This window comes from Mycobacterium sp. EPa45 (genome assembly GCF_001021385.1).
In the GTDB taxonomy this organism is placed as follows: Bacteria; Actinomycetota; Actinomycetes; order Mycobacteriales; family Mycobacteriaceae; genus Mycobacterium.
The window spans coordinates 1,789,844-1,810,062 of record NZ_CP011773.1; the positions used below are offsets into that span (position 1 = coordinate 1,789,844).

The 20,219-nt window shown below is 65.1% G+C and carries 22 protein-coding genes; 10 read left to right on the forward strand and 12 right to left on the reverse strand.

Annotation, left to right across the window (positions count from 1 at the left end; all coding sequences use genetic code 11):
• The first annotated feature begins 65 nt into the window (after positions 1-65).
• Both AB431_RS08440 and AB431_RS08445 read left to right on the forward strand, forming a co-directional pair.
• Complete coding sequence (locus AB431_RS08440; RefSeq protein ID WP_047329553.1) at positions 66-977, forward strand: diiron oxygenase; 912 nt, start codon at positions 66-68, stop codon at positions 975-977.
• Positions 974-1,267 carry a DUF4873 domain-containing protein gene (locus AB431_RS08445; protein ID WP_047329554.1) on the forward strand — a complete coding sequence of 98 codons (294 nt, stop codon included), beginning with the start codon at positions 974-976 and terminating at the stop codon, positions 1,265-1,267. The genes AB431_RS08440 and AB431_RS08445 overlap by 4 nt, the downstream gene beginning before the upstream one ends.
• Here the strand turns inward: AB431_RS08445 and AB431_RS08450 are convergent.
• Complete coding sequence (locus AB431_RS08450; protein WP_047329555.1) at positions 1,246-1,965, reverse strand: PAS and ANTAR domain-containing protein; 720 nt, start codon at positions 1,963-1,965, stop codon at positions 1,246-1,248. The two genes, AB431_RS08445 and AB431_RS08450, sit on opposite strands and share 22 nt — an antisense overlap.
• A 259-nt stretch (positions 1,966-2,224) precedes the next feature.
• Between AB431_RS08450 and AB431_RS08455 the strand changes: the two genes are divergently transcribed.
• Genes AB431_RS08455 through AB431_RS08465 form a run of 3 tightly spaced genes read left to right on the forward strand, consistent with a single transcriptional unit; the run spans position 2,225 to position 4,781 of the window.
• On the forward strand, positions 2,225-2,551 hold the full coding sequence (locus AB431_RS08455) for a WXG100 family type VII secretion target (RefSeq protein ID WP_047329556.1): 327 nt from the start codon (positions 2,225-2,227) through the stop codon (positions 2,549-2,551).
• Positions 2,541-4,253: an alpha/beta hydrolase gene (locus tag AB431_RS08460; RefSeq protein ID WP_052960234.1), complete on the forward strand. Its 1,713-nt coding sequence runs from the start codon at positions 2,541-2,543 to the stop codon at positions 4,251-4,253. Before AB431_RS08455 ends, AB431_RS08460 begins: the two co-directional genes overlap by 11 nt.
• 18 nt (positions 4,254-4,271) lie before the next feature.
• Complete coding sequence (locus tag AB431_RS08465) at positions 4,272-4,781, forward strand: hypothetical protein (protein ID WP_235435856.1); 510 nt, start codon at positions 4,272-4,274, stop codon at positions 4,779-4,781.
• Positions 4,782-4,785: 4 nt separating this feature from the next.
• Here AB431_RS08465 and AB431_RS08470 read toward each other — a convergent pair whose 3' ends face one another.
• Together AB431_RS08470 and AB431_RS08475 are read right to left on the reverse strand one after the other, a co-directional pair.
• Positions 4,786-6,195, reverse strand: a complete 1,410-nt coding sequence (locus tag AB431_RS08470) for a TIGR00366 family protein (RefSeq protein ID WP_047329558.1) — start codon at positions 6,193-6,195, stop codon at positions 4,786-4,788.
• Positions 6,196-6,289: 94 nt separating this feature from the next.
• The gene (locus tag AB431_RS08475; protein WP_047329559.1) at positions 6,290-7,366 is read right to left on the reverse strand and encodes a phosphotransferase; all 1,077 of its coding nucleotides are present in this window, start codon (positions 7,364-7,366) and stop codon (positions 6,290-6,292) included.
• A 126-nt stretch (positions 7,367-7,492) separates the two neighbouring features.
• Between AB431_RS08475 and AB431_RS08480 the strand changes: the two genes are divergently transcribed.
• The 3 genes from AB431_RS08480 to AB431_RS08490 all read left to right on the forward strand — a co-directional run bounded on the left by AB431_RS08480 (position 7,493) and on the right by AB431_RS08490 (position 10,292).
• Entirely contained in the window at positions 7,493-8,086 is a 594-nt protein-coding gene (locus AB431_RS08480) for a TetR/AcrR family transcriptional regulator (RefSeq protein ID WP_047329560.1), read from the forward strand.
• 10 nt (positions 8,087-8,096) lie between these two features.
• Positions 8,097-8,966, forward strand: a complete 870-nt coding sequence (locus AB431_RS08485; RefSeq protein WP_047329561.1) for a LysR family transcriptional regulator — start codon at positions 8,097-8,099, stop codon at positions 8,964-8,966.
• A 105-nt stretch (positions 8,967-9,071) separates the two neighbouring features.
• Entirely contained in the window at positions 9,072-10,292 is a 1,221-nt protein-coding gene (locus AB431_RS08490) for an MFS transporter (RefSeq protein ID WP_047329562.1), read from the forward strand.
• On the opposite strand, the gene AB431_RS08495 is transcribed toward AB431_RS08490, so the two are convergent.
• The gene (locus tag AB431_RS08495; protein WP_047329563.1) at positions 10,289-10,591 is read right to left on the reverse strand and encodes a helix-turn-helix domain-containing protein; all 303 of its coding nucleotides are present in this window, start codon (positions 10,589-10,591) and stop codon (positions 10,289-10,291) included. The two genes, AB431_RS08490 and AB431_RS08495, sit on opposite strands and share 4 nt — an antisense overlap.
• 458 nt (positions 10,592-11,049) lie before the next feature.
• Here AB431_RS08495 and AB431_RS08500 point away from each other — a divergent pair, with 458 nt between their 5' ends.
• Both AB431_RS08500 and AB431_RS08505 read left to right on the forward strand, forming a co-directional pair.
• Positions 11,050-11,424, forward strand: coding sequence for a hypothetical protein (locus AB431_RS08500; RefSeq protein ID WP_047333218.1), 375 nt, complete (start codon positions 11,050-11,052; stop codon positions 11,422-11,424).
• Positions 11,425-11,504: 80 nt separating this feature from the next.
• On the forward strand, positions 11,505-12,386 hold the full coding sequence (locus AB431_RS08505; protein WP_144418222.1) for a nitroreductase: 882 nt from the start codon (positions 11,505-11,507) through the stop codon (positions 12,384-12,386).
• Here AB431_RS08505 and AB431_RS08510 read toward each other — a convergent pair.
• The 8 genes from AB431_RS08510 to AB431_RS08545 all read right to left on the reverse strand — a co-directional run bounded on the left by AB431_RS08510 (position 12,353) and on the right by AB431_RS08545 (position 20,219).
• Positions 12,353-13,096: a hypothetical protein gene (locus tag AB431_RS08510; RefSeq protein WP_047333219.1), complete on the reverse strand. Its 744-nt coding sequence runs from the start codon at positions 13,094-13,096 to the stop codon at positions 12,353-12,355. The two genes, AB431_RS08505 and AB431_RS08510, sit on opposite strands and share 34 nt — an antisense overlap.
• Before the next feature lie 98 nt (positions 13,097-13,194).
• Positions 13,195-13,920, reverse strand: coding sequence for a hypothetical protein (locus AB431_RS08515; RefSeq protein WP_047333220.1), 726 nt, complete (start codon positions 13,918-13,920; stop codon positions 13,195-13,197).
• Between the two features lie 35 nt (positions 13,921-13,955).
• A complete protein-coding gene (locus AB431_RS08520) occupies positions 13,956-14,921 on the reverse strand; it encodes an MlaD family protein (protein WP_047329565.1) in 966 nt (321 codons plus the stop codon).
• Complete coding sequence (locus AB431_RS08525; protein ID WP_200902705.1) at positions 14,918-15,949, reverse strand: MlaD family protein; 1,032 nt, start codon at positions 15,947-15,949, stop codon at positions 14,918-14,920. Before AB431_RS08525 ends, AB431_RS08520 begins: the two co-directional genes overlap by 4 nt.
• A gap of 11 nt (positions 15,950-15,960) precedes the next feature.
• Positions 15,961-17,124 carry an MlaD family protein gene (locus tag AB431_RS08530; RefSeq protein ID WP_047329567.1) on the reverse strand — a complete coding sequence of 388 codons (1,164 nt, stop codon included), beginning with the start codon at positions 17,122-17,124 and terminating at the stop codon, positions 15,961-15,963.
• A 1-nt stretch (position 17,125) separates the two neighbouring features.
• On the reverse strand, positions 17,126-18,175 hold the full coding sequence (locus AB431_RS08535; RefSeq protein ID WP_235435858.1) for an MlaD family protein: 1,050 nt from the start codon (positions 18,173-18,175) through the stop codon (positions 17,126-17,128).
• The gene (locus AB431_RS08540; RefSeq protein WP_047329568.1) at positions 18,166-19,176 is read right to left on the reverse strand and encodes an MlaD family protein; all 1,011 of its coding nucleotides are present in this window, start codon (positions 19,174-19,176) and stop codon (positions 18,166-18,168) included. Before AB431_RS08540 ends, AB431_RS08535 begins: the two co-directional genes overlap by 10 nt.
• Entirely contained in the window at positions 19,173-20,219 is a 1,047-nt protein-coding gene (locus tag AB431_RS08545) for an MlaD family protein (protein ID WP_047329569.1), read from the reverse strand. Before AB431_RS08545 ends, AB431_RS08540 begins: the two co-directional genes overlap by 4 nt.

Sequence of the window (20,219 nt, forward strand, 5' to 3'; positions counted from 1 at the left end):
TATCTTCGGTTCACGGGCATGCGCAGCGGCTCGCCCCAGACCCTTCGACGTGCAGGAGGCGTGAGATGGCCACCGCTTCATCGACCAGGACGGCGACGCCACCGAGTCGAGAGGAGTTCTCCGATCGGCTGCTCAAGGGGTCCGCCCGAAAGTCCTACGCTCCCGTCGTCGACATCGACTGGGATACGCCCGTGGTGGCGGACAAGTTCTTTCTGCCACCGGCCGTGGTGTCGCTGTACGGCACGCCGATGTGGGCGGAGATGACCCGCGATCAGCAGATCGAGCTGTCGCGCCAGGAATTCATCAACCTGCTCTCGGCCGGCGTCTGGTTCGAGAACATTTTGAATCAGGCGCTGCTTCGCGGTCTCATGCACGCCGATGTCACTGCGGCATCGACGCACTATTCGCTCACTGAACTCGGCGACGAGACCCGTCATATGGTCATGTTCGGCCGTGCCATCCAGGCTGTCGACGGAAAGCCGTTCCAGCCCAGTCGTATACAGCGGATGACCATCAACCTACTGCCCCTGGTGTTCCAGAAGTCCGTGCTGTGGATCGCCGCACTGGTGGGGGAGGAGATCTTCGATGCGCTGCAGCGGGAGATCCTCGACGATCCGGACATCCAGCCGATCGTGCGTCGCGTCATGCGCATCCACGTCACCGAGGAGGCCCGGCACATCCAGTTCGCGCGCGACGGCGCCCGTCGCGACGTCCCACAGATGCGGCGGCGAAACAGATTCCTGCTCGCGACGATTCACGGCGCCGGCGGCCCCTTCTACCGTTACCTGTTCACCAACCGGGCGGTGTACCGACGGGCGGGTCTGGACGGCCATGAAGGCCGGCGGCAAGCCCGCGGCAACCCGTACTTCCATCAGACAACCCGAACCGGGTTCGCGCCGCTGGCGGCCTTCCTCGAGGAGATCGGCCTGATGAACCGGATCAGCCGGCGCATGTGGAAGCGAAGCAATTTCCTGTGACCGCCACCGCCGACGAGAGCGGCGTCTTCGACGGCGACGCCGAACTGGACGTCGCCGGTGTCCGCTGCCCGGTGCGGGTCCGCCTCGCCGGGCACCTCGACCCGATCGACGGTCGGTACCACTGGCAGGGCCTCGCTTACGGAGCGCCCGACGATGTCGAGGCAGGCAAGCCCGCCAAGCTGAGGATCGGAGACCGCAGCGCCGCGGTGAGGATCGTGGAGAAGGTGCCGTCCGGCCAACTCATGGTCAGCGGGGTCGGCGCGCCGCCCTACGACCTATTGCCGGCCTGAGCGCCGTCCGAGCCGTGGCCCGCCCGCAGATGGGCGGTCATCAAAAGTTCGTCATACACCGTTCGCGCCGGCATGACGCCGTTGTGCGCCGCGCCGAGGAAGTCGGCGGTGATCTGCTGAGCGAGGTCTCGCAACTTGACGTTGCTCTCCTGCGAGCGCCACCGCAACAGGTCGAAGGCCGCGTCGGCGTCGATGCTGTAGACCATCATCAGCATCCCCTTGGCCTGGTCGATGGGAGACCGTCGGGCTGCGATGTCCTCGACTTCGTGGCTCACTTGCTCCTGCGCGGTACGGACGTCGCCGGTCAGGTCGATGTAGAAGCCGTCACTGCCGATGATCTCACCGGCTTCGTCGCGCAGTTGGTTGCCGACCACGACCACATGGTGCACTCGTCCGTGCCGGTCCCGAATGCGGTGTCGGGTGCTGAAGGCCTCACGGGTTTGCCGCACCCGGTTCAGCAGATCGCGGATCTCGTCGCGATCGTCGGGATGTTTATGCGAGAACACCAATTCGGTTGTCGGAGTGACGGTCCCCGGTTCGTAGCCGTGCATGCGCGCGACTTCGTCCGACCACTCCCAGCGGTCGTCGTCGAAAAAGTAGCGCACCCAGCCGACGCGGGACGATTCCCCGTCGCCCAGAGACCGCGCTCGACTGTTGCGGTTGGTCTCACCCCGCGGCTCGTGTGCCCGCCCCGACAATTGAGATACCCCTCGGTGTGGAATATCCGCCAAACCTGACGTGAAGTTATTACTGATGGCTCCCATAATAGTGAGGTTGACCAGCGAGGTAGCGCAGATCGCGGATAGACGAGAACTCGTCATACTTCGTTCAGCACTGGCGCGTACCCGGTGGCGCCGGGAAGGCCGGTGGGGTAACTCCGAGCGTAAGCGCCAGACACCCGTTTGGTGGTAGGTTGGCAGCTCAGTCAGTTTGCTGTGCGGGGCGAGGAGGCGGGCCATGGCCGAGCCGCTGAAGGTCGACCCGGAGTCGCTGATCAGTTCCGGCGGCGTGCTGGATCAGCACTCACAGAACGTGTTCGCCACCCATTCCCAGGCCGACCAGACCATCGACTCGTCGCTGTTCAGCTGGGTGGGGCAATCTCAGTCCGCGTTGGCGGCCAAGGCCGCCGCCTGGACGACGGTGACGACGACCTTGACCACTCGCCTCTACGAACATGCCGAAGGCATGCGGGTGAGCGGTATGACGTTCGCTGCGATGGATGAGCGAGACGCCGAGAAGCTCGCCGACGTCTATCGGCCGAATGGTCAGGCGCGTGACGCTTAGCGTCGCAGACATTGAACGCTGGGATCCCGAGGCCGTCCGGGAAGTATTTCACGCCGCGTCCGCGCGCAGCGGCGCCTCGACCGACGCGGCGCGCGCGTCCGAACAGTTGCCTGCTTTTGAGTGCTGGGGCGGGGTCACCGCCGACGCCGCCCGCGACGCGATCCACAAGACGCGCGTCGACCTCGACGCCCACGCCCGCGAAGCTCTCGCCGTAGCCCAGGCCGCCCAGAAAGCCGCCCAGGACATCGAGAAAGTCAAGATCGAGCTGCGCGACCTGAAAGACGATGCAAGGAGCGAGGGGCTCGATGTCGACCCCGCCACGAGCACGGTGGTCAAGGGTCCGGGCTTCAAGGGGACTCCCGCGGAACTGGCGACCAAACTCGCGGACCTGCAGGCTCGCTTGAACGCAATCATCGCTGAAGCCAACGGTGTTGACGCCGAGCTGGCCGCGGCGATCAACTTGGCCGACGGCACGTTGCCGATCCCCGCTGCCCAGCCCACTCCACCGCCGCCGCCGGAGTCGACCCCGCCCGAGGACGTCAAGAAGTGGTGGGACTCCTTGACACCCGAGCAGCAGCAGGCCGAATTGCGGGACAACCCGCCATATCTGGGCAATCTCAACGGCATTCCCGTCGAGGCCCGCGATCAGGCGAACCAGACCGCGATGCGCACCGACATCGAGAACATCGAGGAAGCCGCCGGCCGGCATGGCGTCTCGGCTCAGGACGTCCTGGCCGATCCGTTCCGCTATGGCTGTACCCCGGACGACGTCATGCGCTACACCAACGCGGTCAAGGTCCAGGACGCGCTCGAACACGACTCGCTGCAGACCGGTGCGCCGACGTTTCTGCAGGTGTATCAACCAACGAAGTTCGATGGCCAGGGCCGTGCGGCGATCGCGATCGGCAACCCCGATACCGCCGCCAACACCACGGTGGTCGTGCCGGGCACCAGTCACAGCGTCACCGAGGGCTGGCTCAGCGCCGACGACGCCACCAATCTGTACATCGAAGCCAAAGCCGCCGACCCGACCAGGGCGACGTCAGTGGTCGCGTGGATGGGTTACAACGCGCCTGATGACTTGAGCGATCCGCAGGTGGCCCAGACCTCGCTCGCGCACGAGGGTGGTGCGCTGCTGGCCGCGGATGTCAACGGTCTCAACGCTACTCACGGGCCTGGCTCATCGCACATGACCGTCATGGGTCATTCCTACGGTTCGACGACGGTGGCCGATGCCGCGGCCGGGTACGGGATGCACACCAACGATGTGATCCTGATCGGCTCACCGGGTACCGATATGGCCAAGAGTGCGGCCGACTTTCACCTCGCTGCGGGAGGGCATCTGTTCGTCGGCGCCGCCTCGACCGACCCGATCACTCAGCTCGGCGGTATGCCGCAAGTCCATGTGCCCGGCACGGGAGTGACCCTGGCGTTGGGTGCCGACCCGGCCATGGACGGGTTCGGGTCGACGCGCTTCAAAGCGGAGGTACCGGGCTGGACCATCAACGACCACAGCCACTACTTCGATCCCGGCAGCGAATCCTTGTTCAGCATGGCCGATATCGTGTCCGGCCACGGAGACGCCCTCGAAATCGACGGCATGACCGCGCCGCACCGCGACGACAACATACTCACCGATATCGGTGTGCTGCCGTCGGATCCCGAGCTGTATCGCGCCCCGACATCCGGCCACTACCACTAGGACAGGAGCCCTGTGATCGTGCCGTCCCGAAGAATTCCGCTCGCGGTGACCGTGCTGGTCGCCACCGCACTATCAGGATGTGGAGTCATGAAGTCCGATGCCGACAGAGTCTCGAACCCGTTGACCCCGGAGCAGTCCAAGACACAGGTCATGGATGCGGCGCACAGCATCGTCGCGACGCTGAACATCACCGTCGTGGAGGCTGTCTTCTGGCATGCGTCGTGTAACGACCAGGGGGATCCGCCTTTTCGCGGGCGGATGCGTATCGCTTACCCTCCCGCGCCATCGTTCGCCGAGTCCGATGCCCAGATCGCCCAGATGGTGCAACAGCTTCGTGGTGCCGGCTGGAGCTCCGATCCCGATTTCCACTCTCACGGCACCTCATTGACGAAAGACAACGTCGTCGCGGTCTTCGGGCCGCAGAACGTCAGCGACCCCAATCGGGATATCCAGATCTACGGCGAATGCCGTGACACCACGACCACCAAGGACACCAAGGGACCTGTGCAGCGCGTGACCGTGCCCTGAGCCGTCAGATGACGTGTGGCGCGATCAGCATGGTGGCCCCCAGGACCACGAAGCCGATCAGGAATGCGACGATCGTAAAGCCCATCACCTGGCGGACATTGAGCTTCGCGATCGCGAGCAGGGGTAGTAGCCAGAACGGCTGGATCATGTTCGCGACGCCTTCGCCGACGGCAACCGCCATGGACATCAGGCCGAGGTAGGCAGGTGAGTGCTGGCCGACCGCCAGCGCCGAGTCGACAGCGATCGGGCCCTGCACCGCCCAGTGCCCGCCGCCGGACGGCACGAACAGGCTGATGATCAACGAGCCGACAAAGGTCAGGAACGGCAAGGTGTATTCCGTCGCGCCGTGCACAAGTCCCTCGGCCAGCAGCGTCTGCAACGGCTTGATGTCTTTGGCCGCTTGGTAACCCAGCAGGCCGACCAGTCCGCCGTAGAGCGGGTATTGCAGCAGCAGCGGACCCGACACTTTGGCGGCGTCGGTGAATGCCCGGATGAACCGGATCGGCGTCTTGTGTAGCAGCGCGCTGGTGATCGTCAGCAGCATGATCATCGACGAGATGTTCAGGGCGAAGCCGCTGGTCCAGAAGTAGGCGATACCGGCAGCGAACACCAATACATTGAGGATCCACAGGTTCTCCAGCCATTCGGCGAACGTCTTCTTGCCCTCGTTCGTGGTCTCGGGCTGGTCTTCGGCTTCGAAGATCGCGGGGTCGGGGGCCAGCGTGTGCGCCGGCGCCATCCGCCAGACCGCCAGCGCCAGTACCGCCAAGACGACGATCACCGATACCCAACTGTACGGCTGAAAGATGGTCTGGCTCAATGGCACAGTGATTCCGGTGATCTTGTGGATCACGTTGATCGGGCTGCTGCTGTCGGTGTTGGCCAGGGCGATCGACGACGAGAGACCCTGTGTCCAGACGACGAAGCCCATGAACGACGCGGCGATGAGATAGCCGAAATGCGTGTCGGGCAAGCGTTTTGCCACCTGCCGGGCGACCAGTGCGCCGGCGACCAGCCCGAGACCCCAGTTCAGCAGGTGCAGCGCGGCGCTCACGCCGAAGCAGAGCAGGGCGGCCTGGACCTGGTTGTTCGGCTTGCTGGCGAGGTAGACGATGCCGCGTTTGAGCACCGGCGCTTCGGCGAGCGTGTAGCCCGTGACAAGGATGAGGACCATCTGGAAGGCAAACGTGAAGATGTTCTGCGATCCCCACACGCCGCCGTACCAGGCCTTGAGCATGCCGGTGGCGGAGGCGTCCTTGACCAGGAAGGCGACCAGTGCGGCGACGACGATCGTGAGGATCACCGCAAACAGGTACGGGTCGGGCATGAAGCGTTCGACGTACCGGACCGACAGCCCGGTCAGCGATTGCATGACGCCGCGGCGCTGCGGTTTCTGTTCTGCCGTCGTCGTCATCACTGTGTACCTTTCGCGGTTGGCGCCCTGGCCGCACCCAGTATCCGTGCCGGGTGGCCGGTTAGCGCACGCGAATCGCGAAAGGTGTGTACTCCTAAGCGGTGATCGCCGCGAGCGCCGCTGGGGTGTCGAGGTCGCCGTAGGCGTTGGCATACCGCTGCGCCAGGGCGACGGCGACTTCGAGACGCTGCCAGAGGCCGCCGCCGCTGCTCGCGGTCGCCAGCCACAGCGCCAAACCGTGGGCGACCGACGCCCGATACCGCAGCCAGACCTCGTCCATCGAAGGCAGTTCGTCGGCCGGCAGTCCGAGCGCGTCGCGGTACTCCTCCAACAGCGCCCGCTCGTGCTGCCTGCGGTCCTCGACCGTCAGCGCGCCCTGCAGGAAGTACCCCACATCCAGTGACCAGTTGCCGCGCCGGGCGACCTGCCAGTCCAGGAAACCGACCTCATCGTCGGGTGTGACGTAGGTGTTTCCGATGTGCGGGTCGCCGTGCAGCAGCGTCTGCGGCGAGGTGGTCAAGGTTCGGATGTAGGGCTTCCACACCCCTTCGACGAGGTGGTCGATCGACATCGACAGCACCTCGGCGGGTGTGCTGTCGTCGAGCTGCTCCAGCGCGCTCGGCAGCGGCGCGTACTGCAGTCCGTCGAACGGCTCGAACGGTTCCAGCCAGCTCAGGGCCGGATCCTGCATGACGCGAACTCCCCAGTACCGTCCGTGCATCCGCCCGAGCCCGCGCATCCCGGAACGCGCCTGCTCGATCGTCAGCGGTCGCAGCGAATCACGGGGGTCCGCACCGCGTGCGGTGAGGTCTTCCATGACCAAGCAGAAGTCATACGCCTCTTCGTCGATGAGCGCGGCGTAGACGACGGGATGTTCCAGCGGAATTTCGACGCCGGAGCGAAACAGCCGCGGCTCGTGGAACATGCCGCTGGTCATGCGGATGAGTTCCTTATGGTCCGGGTCGGCGGCCTTGACGAACACGGTCTCCGGACCCGCGCCCTCGGAGTAGGACAACCGAAGGCGCGCACGGCGATTGGTGCCGTCATCGCGAAGGTCGATCGAGACGTCGCTGACGATGGCACCGGGGTGGTGGGCGGCCAGGGCCTGCGTCATCCAATTCGGCGACACGTCGGCGAAGTCGGTGGGGACCGACAGTGCGGGTGTGCTCATCTCGGCTGGCGCTCCTCGGGTGCGGATGGTGTGCGTTATTTACGACACGGAATGGGTCGTAATGGCGGTAACGTACCGCACCCTCGCCGCCGACCGGCGGGGAATGGGCGAAGTTAAGCTCGCGACATGTCGCAACCGCCCGGCCGGCCTCGAGACGCAGCGCTGCACGTCGCGATCCTCGAGGCGGTGCGCGAGTTGCTGATGGAATCCAGCTACGCCGAGCTGTCGATGGACGGTGTCGCGGCGCGGGCGCAGGTCGGCAAGAAGACGCTCTACCGGCGGTGGGCATCGAAGGCGCCGCTGGTCGCCGAGGCGGTGCTGGATGCCTACGGCCGTGGTGGGTCGTTCCCGGTCCCCGATACCGGCAACCTCCGCGAAGACCTGCTTCGCTGGTTGGTCGAACACGGGGAGTTCATCACCGAACCCGCGAACGCGAAGCTCATCCGCGCCCTCGTTGCCGCCGCGGCCGCGAGTTCCGGTGACACCGAGGCGCTTTACGAACAACTGAGCGTTCCGCAGCGACTCGGACTGGTCGAGCGGGTGCGCCGCGCGGTGGACAGCGCAGCCGTGCGTGCGGACACCGACGCCGACGCCATCGCGAACGCGTTGATGGGCACGTTGCTGCTGCAGGTCATGAGCAGTCCCGTGCAAAGCGACGACGCCGCCGGACGCTACGGCGCGTTGGTGGATGCGCTGTTGAGCGGCGTGGCCCCGGCTTAAGGTCGAGACCGTGCATCTCCAGGAACTGCAGTGGTTCGTGGCGCTGGCCGAATCCGAACACGTCACCGAGGCTGCGGCGGAGTTGGGGGTGAGTCAACCCACGCTGTCGCGCGCCCTGACCCGCATCGAGCAGGAAGCCGGTGTCGCGTTGTTCGACCGCGTCGGCCGCCGGCTGCGCCTCAACGCGTACGGCCGCGTCATGCTCGAGCACGCCCGCCGCAGCATTGCCGAAATGCAGGCCGCCCTGGATCGCATTGCCGCGCTGCGAGATCCGGACACCGGTCGCGTCCGGCTGGCGTTTCTGCACTCGCTGGCCAACTGGTATGTGCCCGAACAACTTCGGCGTTTCCGCGAGACGGCGCCGAAGATCCAGTTCGACCTGTTTCAGGCGGCGGCACACGAGATCGCGCGAGGCATCCTCGACGGTGGCTCCGACATCGCCGTCACCTCACCGCGCCCCGATCCGGCCCAGTTCTCCTGGCACCGCCTTTACGTCGAACGGCTGTGCCTGGCCGTGCCGGTGGGGCACCGGTTGGCGGCCCGCAGTCGGGTCAGCCTCTCGGTGGCCGCTGATGAGCCATTCGTGGCATTGGAGAAGCCGTTCGGGCTGCGGCAATTGACCGATGACCTGTGGGCCGAAGCCGGCATCGATCCCCAAATCGTGTTCGAGGCCTCCGAAATCCCGACGATGGAGGGGTTGGTCGCGGCGGGATTCGGCGTCGCGGTGGTGCCGGTACCGCGCGACGCGGCCGAGGGCCGGGTAGTGCATGTGCCGTTGTCGAACAGCCGCGCCAAACGCGAGGTCGGTCTGGCCTGGGCGCGTGATCGCCCACTGGCACCGCCCACACAGCGGTTCGTGACATTTCTGACCGACAGCTGAATCGAGCCAATCGCTACACTCAGCTGTGATCATGTTCATTACGTATGACTTGTCGTTGTTTCATGCATTGGACACATCAGCAGCGGGATTTCTACCGTGGCTTCAGTGACCATTGACCAATCCCTGGAACGCTGCTGGACTGGGCACACTCGGGGGTCGGCGGCCTACGCGCGTCTGCTGGCGGCGCTGTTCTGCGCGGGCGTGGCGACCTTCGCGCAGCTGTACTCGCCACAAGCGGTACTTCCGCTGATCTCGGCCGACCTCCGCGTCGGCGCTGCCCACGCCGCCCTGATCATCTCGGCGTCCACCGTCGGCTTGGCGATCGGTGTCATCCCATGGTCGGCGCTGGCCGACCGCATCGGCAGGGTCAAGGCCATCACGGTCTCGGTCTCCGGCGCGACGCTGGTCGGGATGCTGGTCCCCTTCGCACCGACGTTCGGCTTGCTGATGGCCGGGCGCTTCATCGAAGGGCTGTTGGTGGGCGGCGTGCCGGCCATCGCGGTGGCCTATCTGACCGAAGAGGTCGACCGCGCCCACGCGGCGCGAGCGGCCGGCACCTTTGTGGCCGGAACGACGATCGGGGGACTGCTCGGTCGGCTCGTGTCCAGCCCGGTGGCCGAATTCGCCGGATGGCGCATCGGGGTTTTCACCGTCGCGGTGATCTGCGGGCTGGCGGCCATGGGTTTCGTCAAACTGGCTCCCGAACCGCAGGGCTTCACGCCGGCGTCACGCCGCGGCGCCAACTCCGAAGGCGGCCTGGCACATCGGCTCGCCGCCAACCTGTGCACACCGCGCCAACTCGTGCTGTTCGCCCAGGGCTTCCTGCTGATGGGCGGATTCGTCGCGCTCTACAACTTCCTGGGTTACCGCTTGACCGCGGCACCGTTCCATCTGCCCGCCTCGGTGGTGAGCCTGGTGTTCCTGGCCTATCTGGCCGGGACATGGGCGTCGTCGCGGGCCGGCGCCGAGGCGGCGCGCTTCGGTCGCAAGCGGGTCCTGCTCGTCTCCGTTGCGATCATGATGGGCGGCGTCGCAATCACGCTGAGTACCAACGTGATCGCGATCCTGGTGGGATTGGTGGTCGCCACGGCCGGCTTCTTCGGTGCCCACTCCACCGCGGCGGGCTGGACCGGCCAGGCCGCACCGGTCGGCAAAGCCCAGGCGTCGTCGCTCTACAACCTCTTCTACTACGGCGGCTCCAGCGCGATCGGCTGGCTCGGCGGGGTGGCGTTCGACGCGCGCGGGTGGACGGCGGTCGCCGTCACGATTCTGGTGTTGGCTGGCATCGCGGCGTCGCTGGCGGCGCTGGTGCTGCGGGACGTCTAGGGCTCCCGGGAGTGGGTGGTGGGCGGTTTTCCACCGGAGGCGTCGTCGAGCCGTCGATGCAATGCCGCGTTCATCGCATGCGCCTCGGCCAGCTGGTCCTCGAGGATGATGATGCGGCAGGCGGCTTCCAGTGCCATGCCCTGATCGACGAGTTCGCGGGCTCTGGCCGCGACGCGCAGTTGATAACGGGAGTAGCGGCGATGTCCGCCCTCGGAGCGCTGAGGCGTCAGGAGTTCCGCTTCGTCGAGGCTTCGTAGAAATGCCGGCGTGGTGCCGAGGATCCGCGCGGCGCTTCCCATGCTGTAGGCGGGGTAGTCCTCGTCGTCGAACTTATCGTTCGCGTCCGGTCCCGGGGAACCGTTATCTGCCTTTACGACTGTGCCTTTCGAGGGTTGACATGTGAAAAGGGTCGGTATCCCCGGGCATACCTTGACAACGAACCGGGGATACCGACCCTGAGGAGATCACTACCATCTTTTGCGGCATCGGCCCGTCTCGACAAACCCGGGCGATCCGACGGCAACGTCCTCCTTTCGTATATCCCACTTACTTCACCTTCGCCGCGCGGCCTCGTGCAGCGCCGCACGGACGTTCACGGGTACTTCGTCATGTCCCGCGCTATTGATCCTCTGCTCTCAACATTCGATAGTCTAACTCTGTCGCTGACGAATATCTAGCTTCGCGACTAGAGAATTTTGCCGATGTCTTCGGCCGAACTCCGCGAAGACCCTGCCGCCCGCGTGCGAAGGTGGAGCCGATGCGCAGACCACTGATCGCCGTGCTGCTTGCCTTCGCCGCGGCGCTGTGTCCGATGGCGGCCCCCGAGGCAGCGGCCGGCGATGACGACTGTGCTCTGCTGCTGCCTGCAGCGGATCGGTTGGAAGCCGTGTTCAACGAGATCGCTCCGACGGGAACGCCGCCATGGATTGCGGCCCAGGTGCGGGCACCGCTCAGCCCGCTGCACAACCTGAGCAGCCCGCCCGGAATCGATCTGCGGATCCGGTCGAACATGGTCGCATCCCAGATCGACAACCGTGACCCATACCGGCCGGCGACCCCGGAACGACTCGCCAGCGACCTCGCCCAGGCCAGGGACCTGCTGGTGGCGGTCCGCGATTGGTGCGCGCCCTAGCGTCCCGGGCGCTCGTGTCCTCGTTGCGGCCGGCCCGAGGATAATCGGGCACGACGCGACGGACGGAGGTGAGACGGCAGGTGAGTTCCTTGCCCGACGCGGCGACGCTGGAGGCAGTGCTCGACGTCGCTGCCCGCGCCCCTTCTCTGCGTAACCTGCAGCCGTGGCGCTGGCAGGTCGACGGCGAGGCCGTGCACCTGTATGCGGACTGGAGTCGGCGGACCGGCGACGCCCCGGCGGATCGGCGCGACGTCCTCCTGGGCTGCGGGGCGGTTCTCGATCACTGCGTCGTCGCGTTGGCGGCCGCGGGCTGGCACCCGAGTGTCCGGCGGCTTCCCGACCGCGCAGACGACAGCCATCTGGCGATCCTGGAAGTGGTCGAGCAGCCGCCACAGGGTGGGTGGCGCGAGCTGGCCTCGGCCATACCTCAGCGACGCGCCGACCGCCGCCCATACGGCACCCGGCGGATTGCGCCCGGCACGCTGGAAATGCTGTACATCCGGGCCAGGCGTCTGGATGTGGACCTACACGTTGTCCCGACGTCGCGGTGGGCTCGGCTGCACGACGGTGCCGTCGAGCTTCGCTACCCAACGGGCGCCGGCGAGGCGTCCACAGAAACACCCGATGGTGCCGTGTTGTTGGTCCTGGGCACTCGCCGCGACGGTGACGACATGCGATTGCGAGCCGGCGAAGCGCTCAGCCACCTGACGCTGACGGCCACCGCGATGGGTTTCGCGAGCTGCCCACTGACCGAGCCGTTGAACGACACCCGAAGCCGACTGGCGTTGGCATGCGAGGTGTTCGACGGTGCGGCTCATCCGCAAGCCCTGATTCGTGTCGGACACCCGTTGCAGGGCGCCGAGCAGCTGCCCCCGACAGAGCGTCGAGCGGCGCGCGATGTCACTGTGTGGCTCGAGCGTCCTGACGCTCAGTTCCCGAACACGCCCCACCGCTTGATCTGAACGCGCTCGGCATCCGGCCAAATCGCCCTGGCCGCAGGCGAATTGCAGAAGTAATCCTCGGCCTGACGGATGCTCATATCAACAGCGTGCAGACCGTCTTCCTGGTGCGCGCGGCAGTTGACGGTCAATGCCTTCTTGGTCGCGGGGTCGGCCTCGAGAACCTCGATGGTCAACACCACGACGAGTGTGTATCCCGCTCCGGTCGGCAGATAGAAGGTGAGATCCCGACTGGACAGCCCGCCGCCGTTGCTGACCAGATAACCGTCGCCGCTGGGATACACGGCCTGCCCGACCATTTGAGTGCGTTCGTAATGCCGGCTGTCGCCGTGGCCACGCCACACCGCGAACCGCGTGTTCGGGTTGCCGCCGTTGAGCAGATTCTGCGAGATCGGGATGATGAGCTCCTCGCGACCGTCACCGTCGATATCCTGCAGCCCGACGCCGCCCGGAGTCGACGGTTCCAGTAGCTCGTCGATCGTCTGTACCACCACGCCCGAGGGGTCGGACACCGTGACCTTCACCGCCCTGGGCTTCGGCAACTCGGGCACACTCCAATACTTCACCGCGAAATCGAGGTCACCGGAGTGCAGTGTGCAGTCGACCTGTGGTGACGTGCCCGACGGAGTGATGACCGGGTTCGACTGTGGGCACGGCGGTAGTGAGGTGTCTGCGCGCGCCGAAGGGGACAGCGCGCTCGCTGTTGCCATCATCACTACAGCGACGAGCGCAGGAAGGCGGCGGCTGTGCACCCGCCGACTGTGGGTTCTATGCACCGATTTCGGGCGAATTCCGTGCATAGCACCCACACTCACGGCCGCGGTGCCGGTTTGGCCGGGGCGGGAGCCGGGGCAGGCACCGGGGGAGCCGGCGCGGGACCGGCGCCGGGCGGGGGCGCGGACGGTGCAGCCCCCGGGAGTTGTTGCTCCTCGGCCGCTTTGGTACCGGTCTTGGGTCCGATATCGGTGACCTGCCAGCCATTTCCGACCTTGTTCACCGTGACCCGCAACAGAATGATCGAGACCTTCGGTGTCGGGTTCTGCAGGTTGCGGGTGGTCTGGTGGGCCGACACCACTACCTCGTAGGAACCGTCGGACTGAAGGACGGGATCGGTGGCCAGCACCTCGCCGGTGGAGCTGACCTGCGCCTGCAGCATGACGGCCTTGAGCAGGTCGGTGGCATTGACGTACTTGTCCTTGAGCTGTTGCGACACACCGTCTTCGACAGAGTGGAAGAAGGCATCCGGGTCTTCGAAGCTGTAGGTGAGCGACTTCATCGCGTAGTCCCTCGCCAGTTGCGCTGCGGCGTCGCGGTCGGCCTGCGTCTGACGTGCCTGGGCCAGCTGGCTGCTCACGTCGCGGTACTTGATGAAGCCGAATGCACCGCCGGCGACGAGCAGCACCGCCAAAACGATTGCCACCCAGAAACTGCGGCCCCTCGTCCCCTTCGGCGGTGCGGGTGAAGTCTCGTCCGACGCGGCGGTCTCACTCACGGTGTCGTCGACCTTGGCGTCTTCGCCGACAGTTGATTCGGTCATGGCAGAGCTTTCCTCGCTGTTGCTGTCGGTCACGTTCACTGGTGCCACTCGGGGACGTTGAGTTGCACCCGTACACCGCCGGTGTCGTTGAACGTCGACTCCCAGAAGTCCAGCCAGTGCCCGGCGTCTATCTTGATGTCGTGTAATGGTGCCATTGCGGGTTGCAGGATAGTGGCAAAAGTGCCGAGCGGGCCGGCCAGCATGTCGAGCCATTCGCCGAACTTGGCGACCAGAATCCCGGCCGGGTCTTGCGGGCCGATGACGCCGATGCCGGTGTGCGACAGGATCTCGATCTGGTGGATCAACTGCAGGAAGGCCGGCACCGACTTCGGCAGAATTTTGCCGGTCTCGCTGATGATTTCGCCGGCGTGGAGTTCGCCCAGGTTGGTGGTGAATGTCGACACATTACTGAACAACGTGTTCAGCAGCTCTTTGTCGTCGCGGATCACCTTGGCGGTAAGTCCCGCGGTGACCGCCAGGGAGTCGATGGTCTCGTCATTGCCCTTGAACGCCGCGGACATGTCGTTGACGATGCCGTGAATCTGGTCGAGGTTGAGCGCCGTGAACAGGACGTTGGCTCTGGTGAGCAGGTCACTGGCGGTCACGATTGGTGCCACCCGGTCCGGGGGAATCACCGCGCCGTCGCTGAAGTACGGCGGTGCAATGAGTTTCGGCCGGAAGTCGATGTACTGTTCGCCGGCCGCCGACAGGTTCTCCACGCTGATCACACTGTCGGCCGGGACCTGGTACTTGCGGTCGACGTCCATCGAGACCGCCAGTCCGGTGGCGGTGGTCTGGATGCCGGTGACCCGGCCGACCTTGATGCCGCGCATCGTCACTTCCGAGGTGGGCATCAGGCCACCAGAAGAGTTGAGGAGCAATGTGAGTCGGTTGACCTGCTTGGTGGGTCCCATGTCGAGCACGCCGAATGACATGTAGGCGGCGCCGGCCAGCGTCATCACCACCAGGATGGCCAGCGTCGTACGCGCATTGAACTTCATGGCACGAGCCCCATCGCCTGCATCGCCTCGACAGCCTGATTCGCTTTGTCCGCCGGATCCACGCCTTCGCGTCCGGTGGGTGCATGGAGTTCGGTGATCGTGTATTTCGGGCCGCCGTCGCGGAACCACCCGAGCAGCTTGTAGCGCAGCAACGCCACGAACTTGTCGGCGATCACCGGAATGGTGGTATCGACTGTGGCCATCGTGTGGATCATCGGCGTGATGTAGGACAGGATCTGCATCAGATCTCCGGCGATCGGGTTGATCAGATCCCCGCCGAGCTTGCCGACATCCTTGGAGGCGCCGACCACATTCAGGATTGCCATCGTAACCGCCGACAGCCCTTGGAGTTTCGCGGGCCCTTCAGTGACCAGGCGGTTGAACACCTCGGTGTTGGCCGCGAAGCCGGAGGTGATGTTCTCCATGCCGTCGAGCATCTGGTCGATGGTGTCCTGATTGGCGGCCAGGTCGTTGAGCACTCCGGCGACGGTGTGTTGCATGCGAGTGAGTTCGTGCGGGTCCTGCGGGAAAGCCTTGTTGACGTTGACCACCGTCGTCTGCAGCGTGCCGATCGCGCCACCGGCGACGAGGTTCGACATCGACCGCAAGAGGTCCTCGACGTTGTCGGCGGGCGAGGTATTGCGCAGTGGAATGGTGTCGCCGTTACGCAGTATCGGTCCGGACTTGTCGTCGGGAGGCAGCAGAGCGATGTAGATGTCACCGAGCGGAGTGGCTTGACGTAGCTCAGCTCGGGTGTTGACGGGAAGCTTGGTGTCGCTGGATATTTCGACGTACGTCACCGCGGTGGTGCCCTCGAGCTGAACGCGGTCGAGCACGCCGATCTGCACCCCGCCGGAGTCCACCTTGGCCCGGGCGGGCAGGTTGAGCACGCTGGCGAACTCGATCTTGATGTCGTACGAGTGGCGCGGGGTGTAGGCGCCCGGGACCGGCAACCGGGTGGGATCGAGCGAGCAGGCCGCGGTGAGGCCGATGGCCACCACGGCCAGCAGAGCGCAGAATGCGCGCATCCAGCGTTGAATCATGGCAGTGCGGCCCCCAGAACGAGATTTGTCAGGCCGAGGGTGACGGGGTCGGTCGGGCTCCCTGACGCGCACGCGGCCGCGGCGCCGGGGACATTGCGATCCTTGAGTCCTTCACAGATGGCGCCGGCCTGCGTCGGGGCGATCGACACCTGTGGGGGGATGTAGGTGACGTTGTGGGTGCCCCACGCGGGCTGGTAAATGTCGGCAATCCAGTTGCTGAACTGCGGCCACGAATTGATCATCGCGGTGATGGCCGGGATGTGTCGGTTGAGCAGATCGCGCAGCCCACCGAAGCGCGCGTCGAACTTCTCGTAAAACCGTGGCCCGAATCGGTTCAACGCCTCGATCAAGGTCGGCAGCAGGTGCGACACATTTGCCATCGCCGCGCCGAAGTTGTCCGACAAGCCCTCCATCAACTGGGTTGTGATCGGAAGGCTGCGGATCACCGAGGCGAAGCTGTCCCAGTTGTTGAGGAAATCGGAGGTGAGGATCTCACTGTTCTCGAACAGCTGGCGGTAGTCTGCATCGGCCTTGTACGGGTCGGCGAGCATGGTGCGCAGATTGCGCATCGTCTTGTTGATCCCGGGGCCGGTGCCCTGCAGCGATGTGCTCGCCGCGGTCAAGCTGTCATTGATCGCCTGCACGCCGGGCGCCGTGGATGGGTCCTGGCCCGGTTGCGATCCCAGAATCGCGTCGGTGAGACTGCCGATGGCGGAGAACGTCTCGCTGACGCTGATCGGCGTCTTGGTGGACCTGAGCTTGATGCACCCCGGGCCGGTGAATTTCGGTCCTCCGGTGTAGGGCTTGGTCAGCTCGATATGGCGGTCGGTGACGATCGACTGCGAGTAGGTGACCGCACCGACGTCGGCCGGCAGCACAAGGTCCGCGGGCACGGTGAAGTCCACTTCGACGTGGTCTGGTTTGTTGACGATGGCGCTCATCGAGCCGATCTCGATACCCAGTAGCGCGACCTTGTTGCCCGGATAGAGTCCTACCGCGTCGGTGAATTCAGCGCACATCGCCCGGGTGGGGTTGATTTTGGGCGTCAGGACTTTGACACTGACGACGACCGCCACCGCGAGGACGGTGAGGATCACACCGACCACCGCGATGCCGCGCCGCGACCGTAGCCGCGCGCCGATACTCGATGTCCCCGCCATGTCAGCAGGTCTTCATGATGTTGGGGAGACAGAGGTCCTGACCGGGTACCAGCCGGTTGTGCTGGTCGAAGGTGACGCCGTTCCCGCTGAGCATCGGGCCGATGATGTTGAGTGTCTGCCCCAGGCCGTCGAGGGCCATGCCCCACCGCTCGGGGTGGGCTGCCAGCGTGTCACTGATGTCTTCGATGCCCTCGGCGATCGGCATGACATCTTTGCCGTACCACATCGTGAGTCGGTCCAGGACCCGGGTCAATTCCTTGATCAGGCCGAAGAACTCGACGATGTCGACGGCCTTCGAGGTGTACATCCTGCCGAGGATGTCGAACTGCTCGAAGAGCGCGATGAGCTGTGCGCGCCCGGCGGTCATGGCCCGCAGCCCGTCGTTGACGAAGTCGAGGCCGCGGTGAAAGTCGGCCGTGGACTTGCTCATCGATTCGGTCAACTTGTCCGCAGACTGGAGCAGGTTGCGCACGGCGTCGGGATACCTGTTGGCCGCGTTGGCGACTTGAGCGAAGGTGTCGTGAATGACCTGGCCGTCGACTTCCTTCACCACCGGGGTTGCTGCCTGGATGATGTCGTTGACCTCGAACGGCAACGAGACGCGCTGCGGTGGAATCCCGTTGCGGCCCAGCGGTACCGTGCCCTTCGGATCGAGCGCCACGTAGTGGCCGCCCAGCGGCGTGAGCAGTTTTATGTCCAGCGTGGAGTCCGAGCCGACCTTCACCGAGTTCTCGACGTCGAACTTCATCTCCACCAGGGCACCGTCGAGGCGCACGCTGGTGACTTTGCCGACCGCGATGCCCGCGACCCGGACCTGATCACCGGCGCGCAACCCGGCGGAGTTGGGCAGGTGCGCGGTATAGCCGGCCTCGTCCGCCGGATTCAGGTACGCCATTGCAGTGCCGGCCAGTGAGGCCAGGATGACGGCGACGCCGATGAGACCGTTTCGGCGGTTGCGCCTGGCGGTGGCGCGTTCGTCGCGCGCACCCTGCCGTCCACCGATCTTGGCGCGCAGGGTGGTGAGGTGTTTGTCCAGTTCCACTACCGGCACACCACCAGGTTCTGTTGCGCGAACGACACCTCGCCGATCCCGGGCAGCGTGACTTCGCCCCGGGAGCAGGAAAACGTTGGGGTGGCGGGTTGTTCGTCAACCAGCCAGTCCCGCATGCCTTGGATCAACGACGGCGCCAGCGACAGGCCCGCGATGATCGTCGGGGTCTGGGGCCACATCCGGCTGCTCAGGTCGTAGAGCGGACCGGTCGTACCGTCGAAGGTGTGCTCGAAATATTGCATGACGTGGGTGGTGCTCCGCAGGACGGGCAGTCCACTATCCAGTGATTGCCGGAATTCCTCAGCCTTGGAGCCGAATTGGGCGAGTACCTGATTGAGCTGGGAGATGAGCTGGAACAGCTGGCCCGATTTGCCGCCCAGATCCTGGGAGATCGCGCTGAGGTTGCGGATCATGGTTGTGATCACCATCTGGCGATCGACCGCCAACTTGGAGATCTCGTCGAGGTCGTGAAGGAACGGGCCGATACCCGATTCGTCGCCCTGGATCAGTCGCAACAGGTTCTCGCCCAACAGGTTGAATTGAGCGGGGTCGAGAGTCTGGAAGATGGGCTGGAACCCGTTGAACAGCTTGGCCACATCGAACGACGGGATGGTTTGTCCGATAGGAATGGTGCCGCCGTCTGGCAACCGGTTGGCGGACTTGGCGGGTTGAACGAGTTCCACATAGCGCTGACCGATCAAAGTTTGGTACCGCACCGCGGCGACGGTGTTGGTGTACACCGGATGGTCGGCCTGGGCGGTGAAATCGACCTTGGCGACTCGCCCGTCGAGCCGGATGGTCTGCACCTTGCCAACCTGAACTCCGGAGATGCGTACGTCGTCACCGACGTAGAGGCCCGACACGTCGGAGAACGTCGCCGTGTAGCGGGACAGTGATCCGGTCACCGGACTGCGCAGGGCGGTCAGCACGATGAGTGTGCACACGACTGCGACCGCGGTGAAGATCGTCAGCCAGAACACGGATTTGGTAACGCTTCTCATCGGCCACCACCCTGCGCGGGCGCGGGAGCCTCGGCGGGCAGGGCCGCCGCCAGCCCCGGCATGGTGTCCAGGGTCAGTTCGAGATTCAGTCGGACCTTGCCGTTGATGATCGGAAAGGCAGCGCTGGTGCGGTCCAAGAGACCGGAGATGCGGTCGTAGGCCGGCGACATGCTCCCGTACATGTATGCGTACGGCACAAAAACACTCATGATTCCGCCGAACAGCGGCACGAGCCACGTCATGTGCTTGGCGAAGATCCCATCGGTGGTGAAGAGCAGCTTGGCCAGCTGATCCATGATCAGATTCATCCGATCCACCCCGTCGGGGTGTGCCAGGAAGTCCATGCCGTTGAGCAGGTCGTAGGCCAAGCTGACGAGCGGGACGGCGTCGCTGACCCCGTTGACCACCGAGGCGAGTACCGAAAGTGACTGCGAGAAGGGCACTTTCTGCGAGTCGGTGAGCATCTTGATCAGATCGAAGTAGGAGCGGGTGACCGGCTCGGTGAGGTCGGCGTGCTTGCGCACTATCGAGATGATGTGGTCGATATCGGGGGAGTCCATGATTCGGCCGAACTTTTGCCCCTGCCGCAGCAGTCCGGTGATGGACGCCGACTTGACGTTCGTGTCCACCGTCAGCGTTTGGTCCGGGGCCAGTCGCTGGCCGGTTCCGCTGCTGACCAGTTCGACCGCGGCGAGCCCAAAAGTGTTGGAGGACGTGAAGTTCGCGGTGGTATCAGCCGCCAGGGCGGCCGCCTGACGCGGCTCCAGCTCGAGGGTGATCTTCTGCTTGTTGAACCCGGCCGACTGCAGTGTTTTCACCGAACCGATGGTCAGGCCGCGAAACTTCACCTCCGCGCCGGGCGTCAGCCCTTCACCCAGTTTGTCGGCCATCACCGTGAGTTTGAACGTGTCGGCGTATCCGCCGGTACCGAGTTGATAGAGCACGGTGCCCGCGACGATCAGCACGATCGCGGCGATGAGACCGCGGATGCGCAGTGCGCGCGAACTAGCCCTGCGCCCTCCCTGGTCGGCAGCTGCAAACAT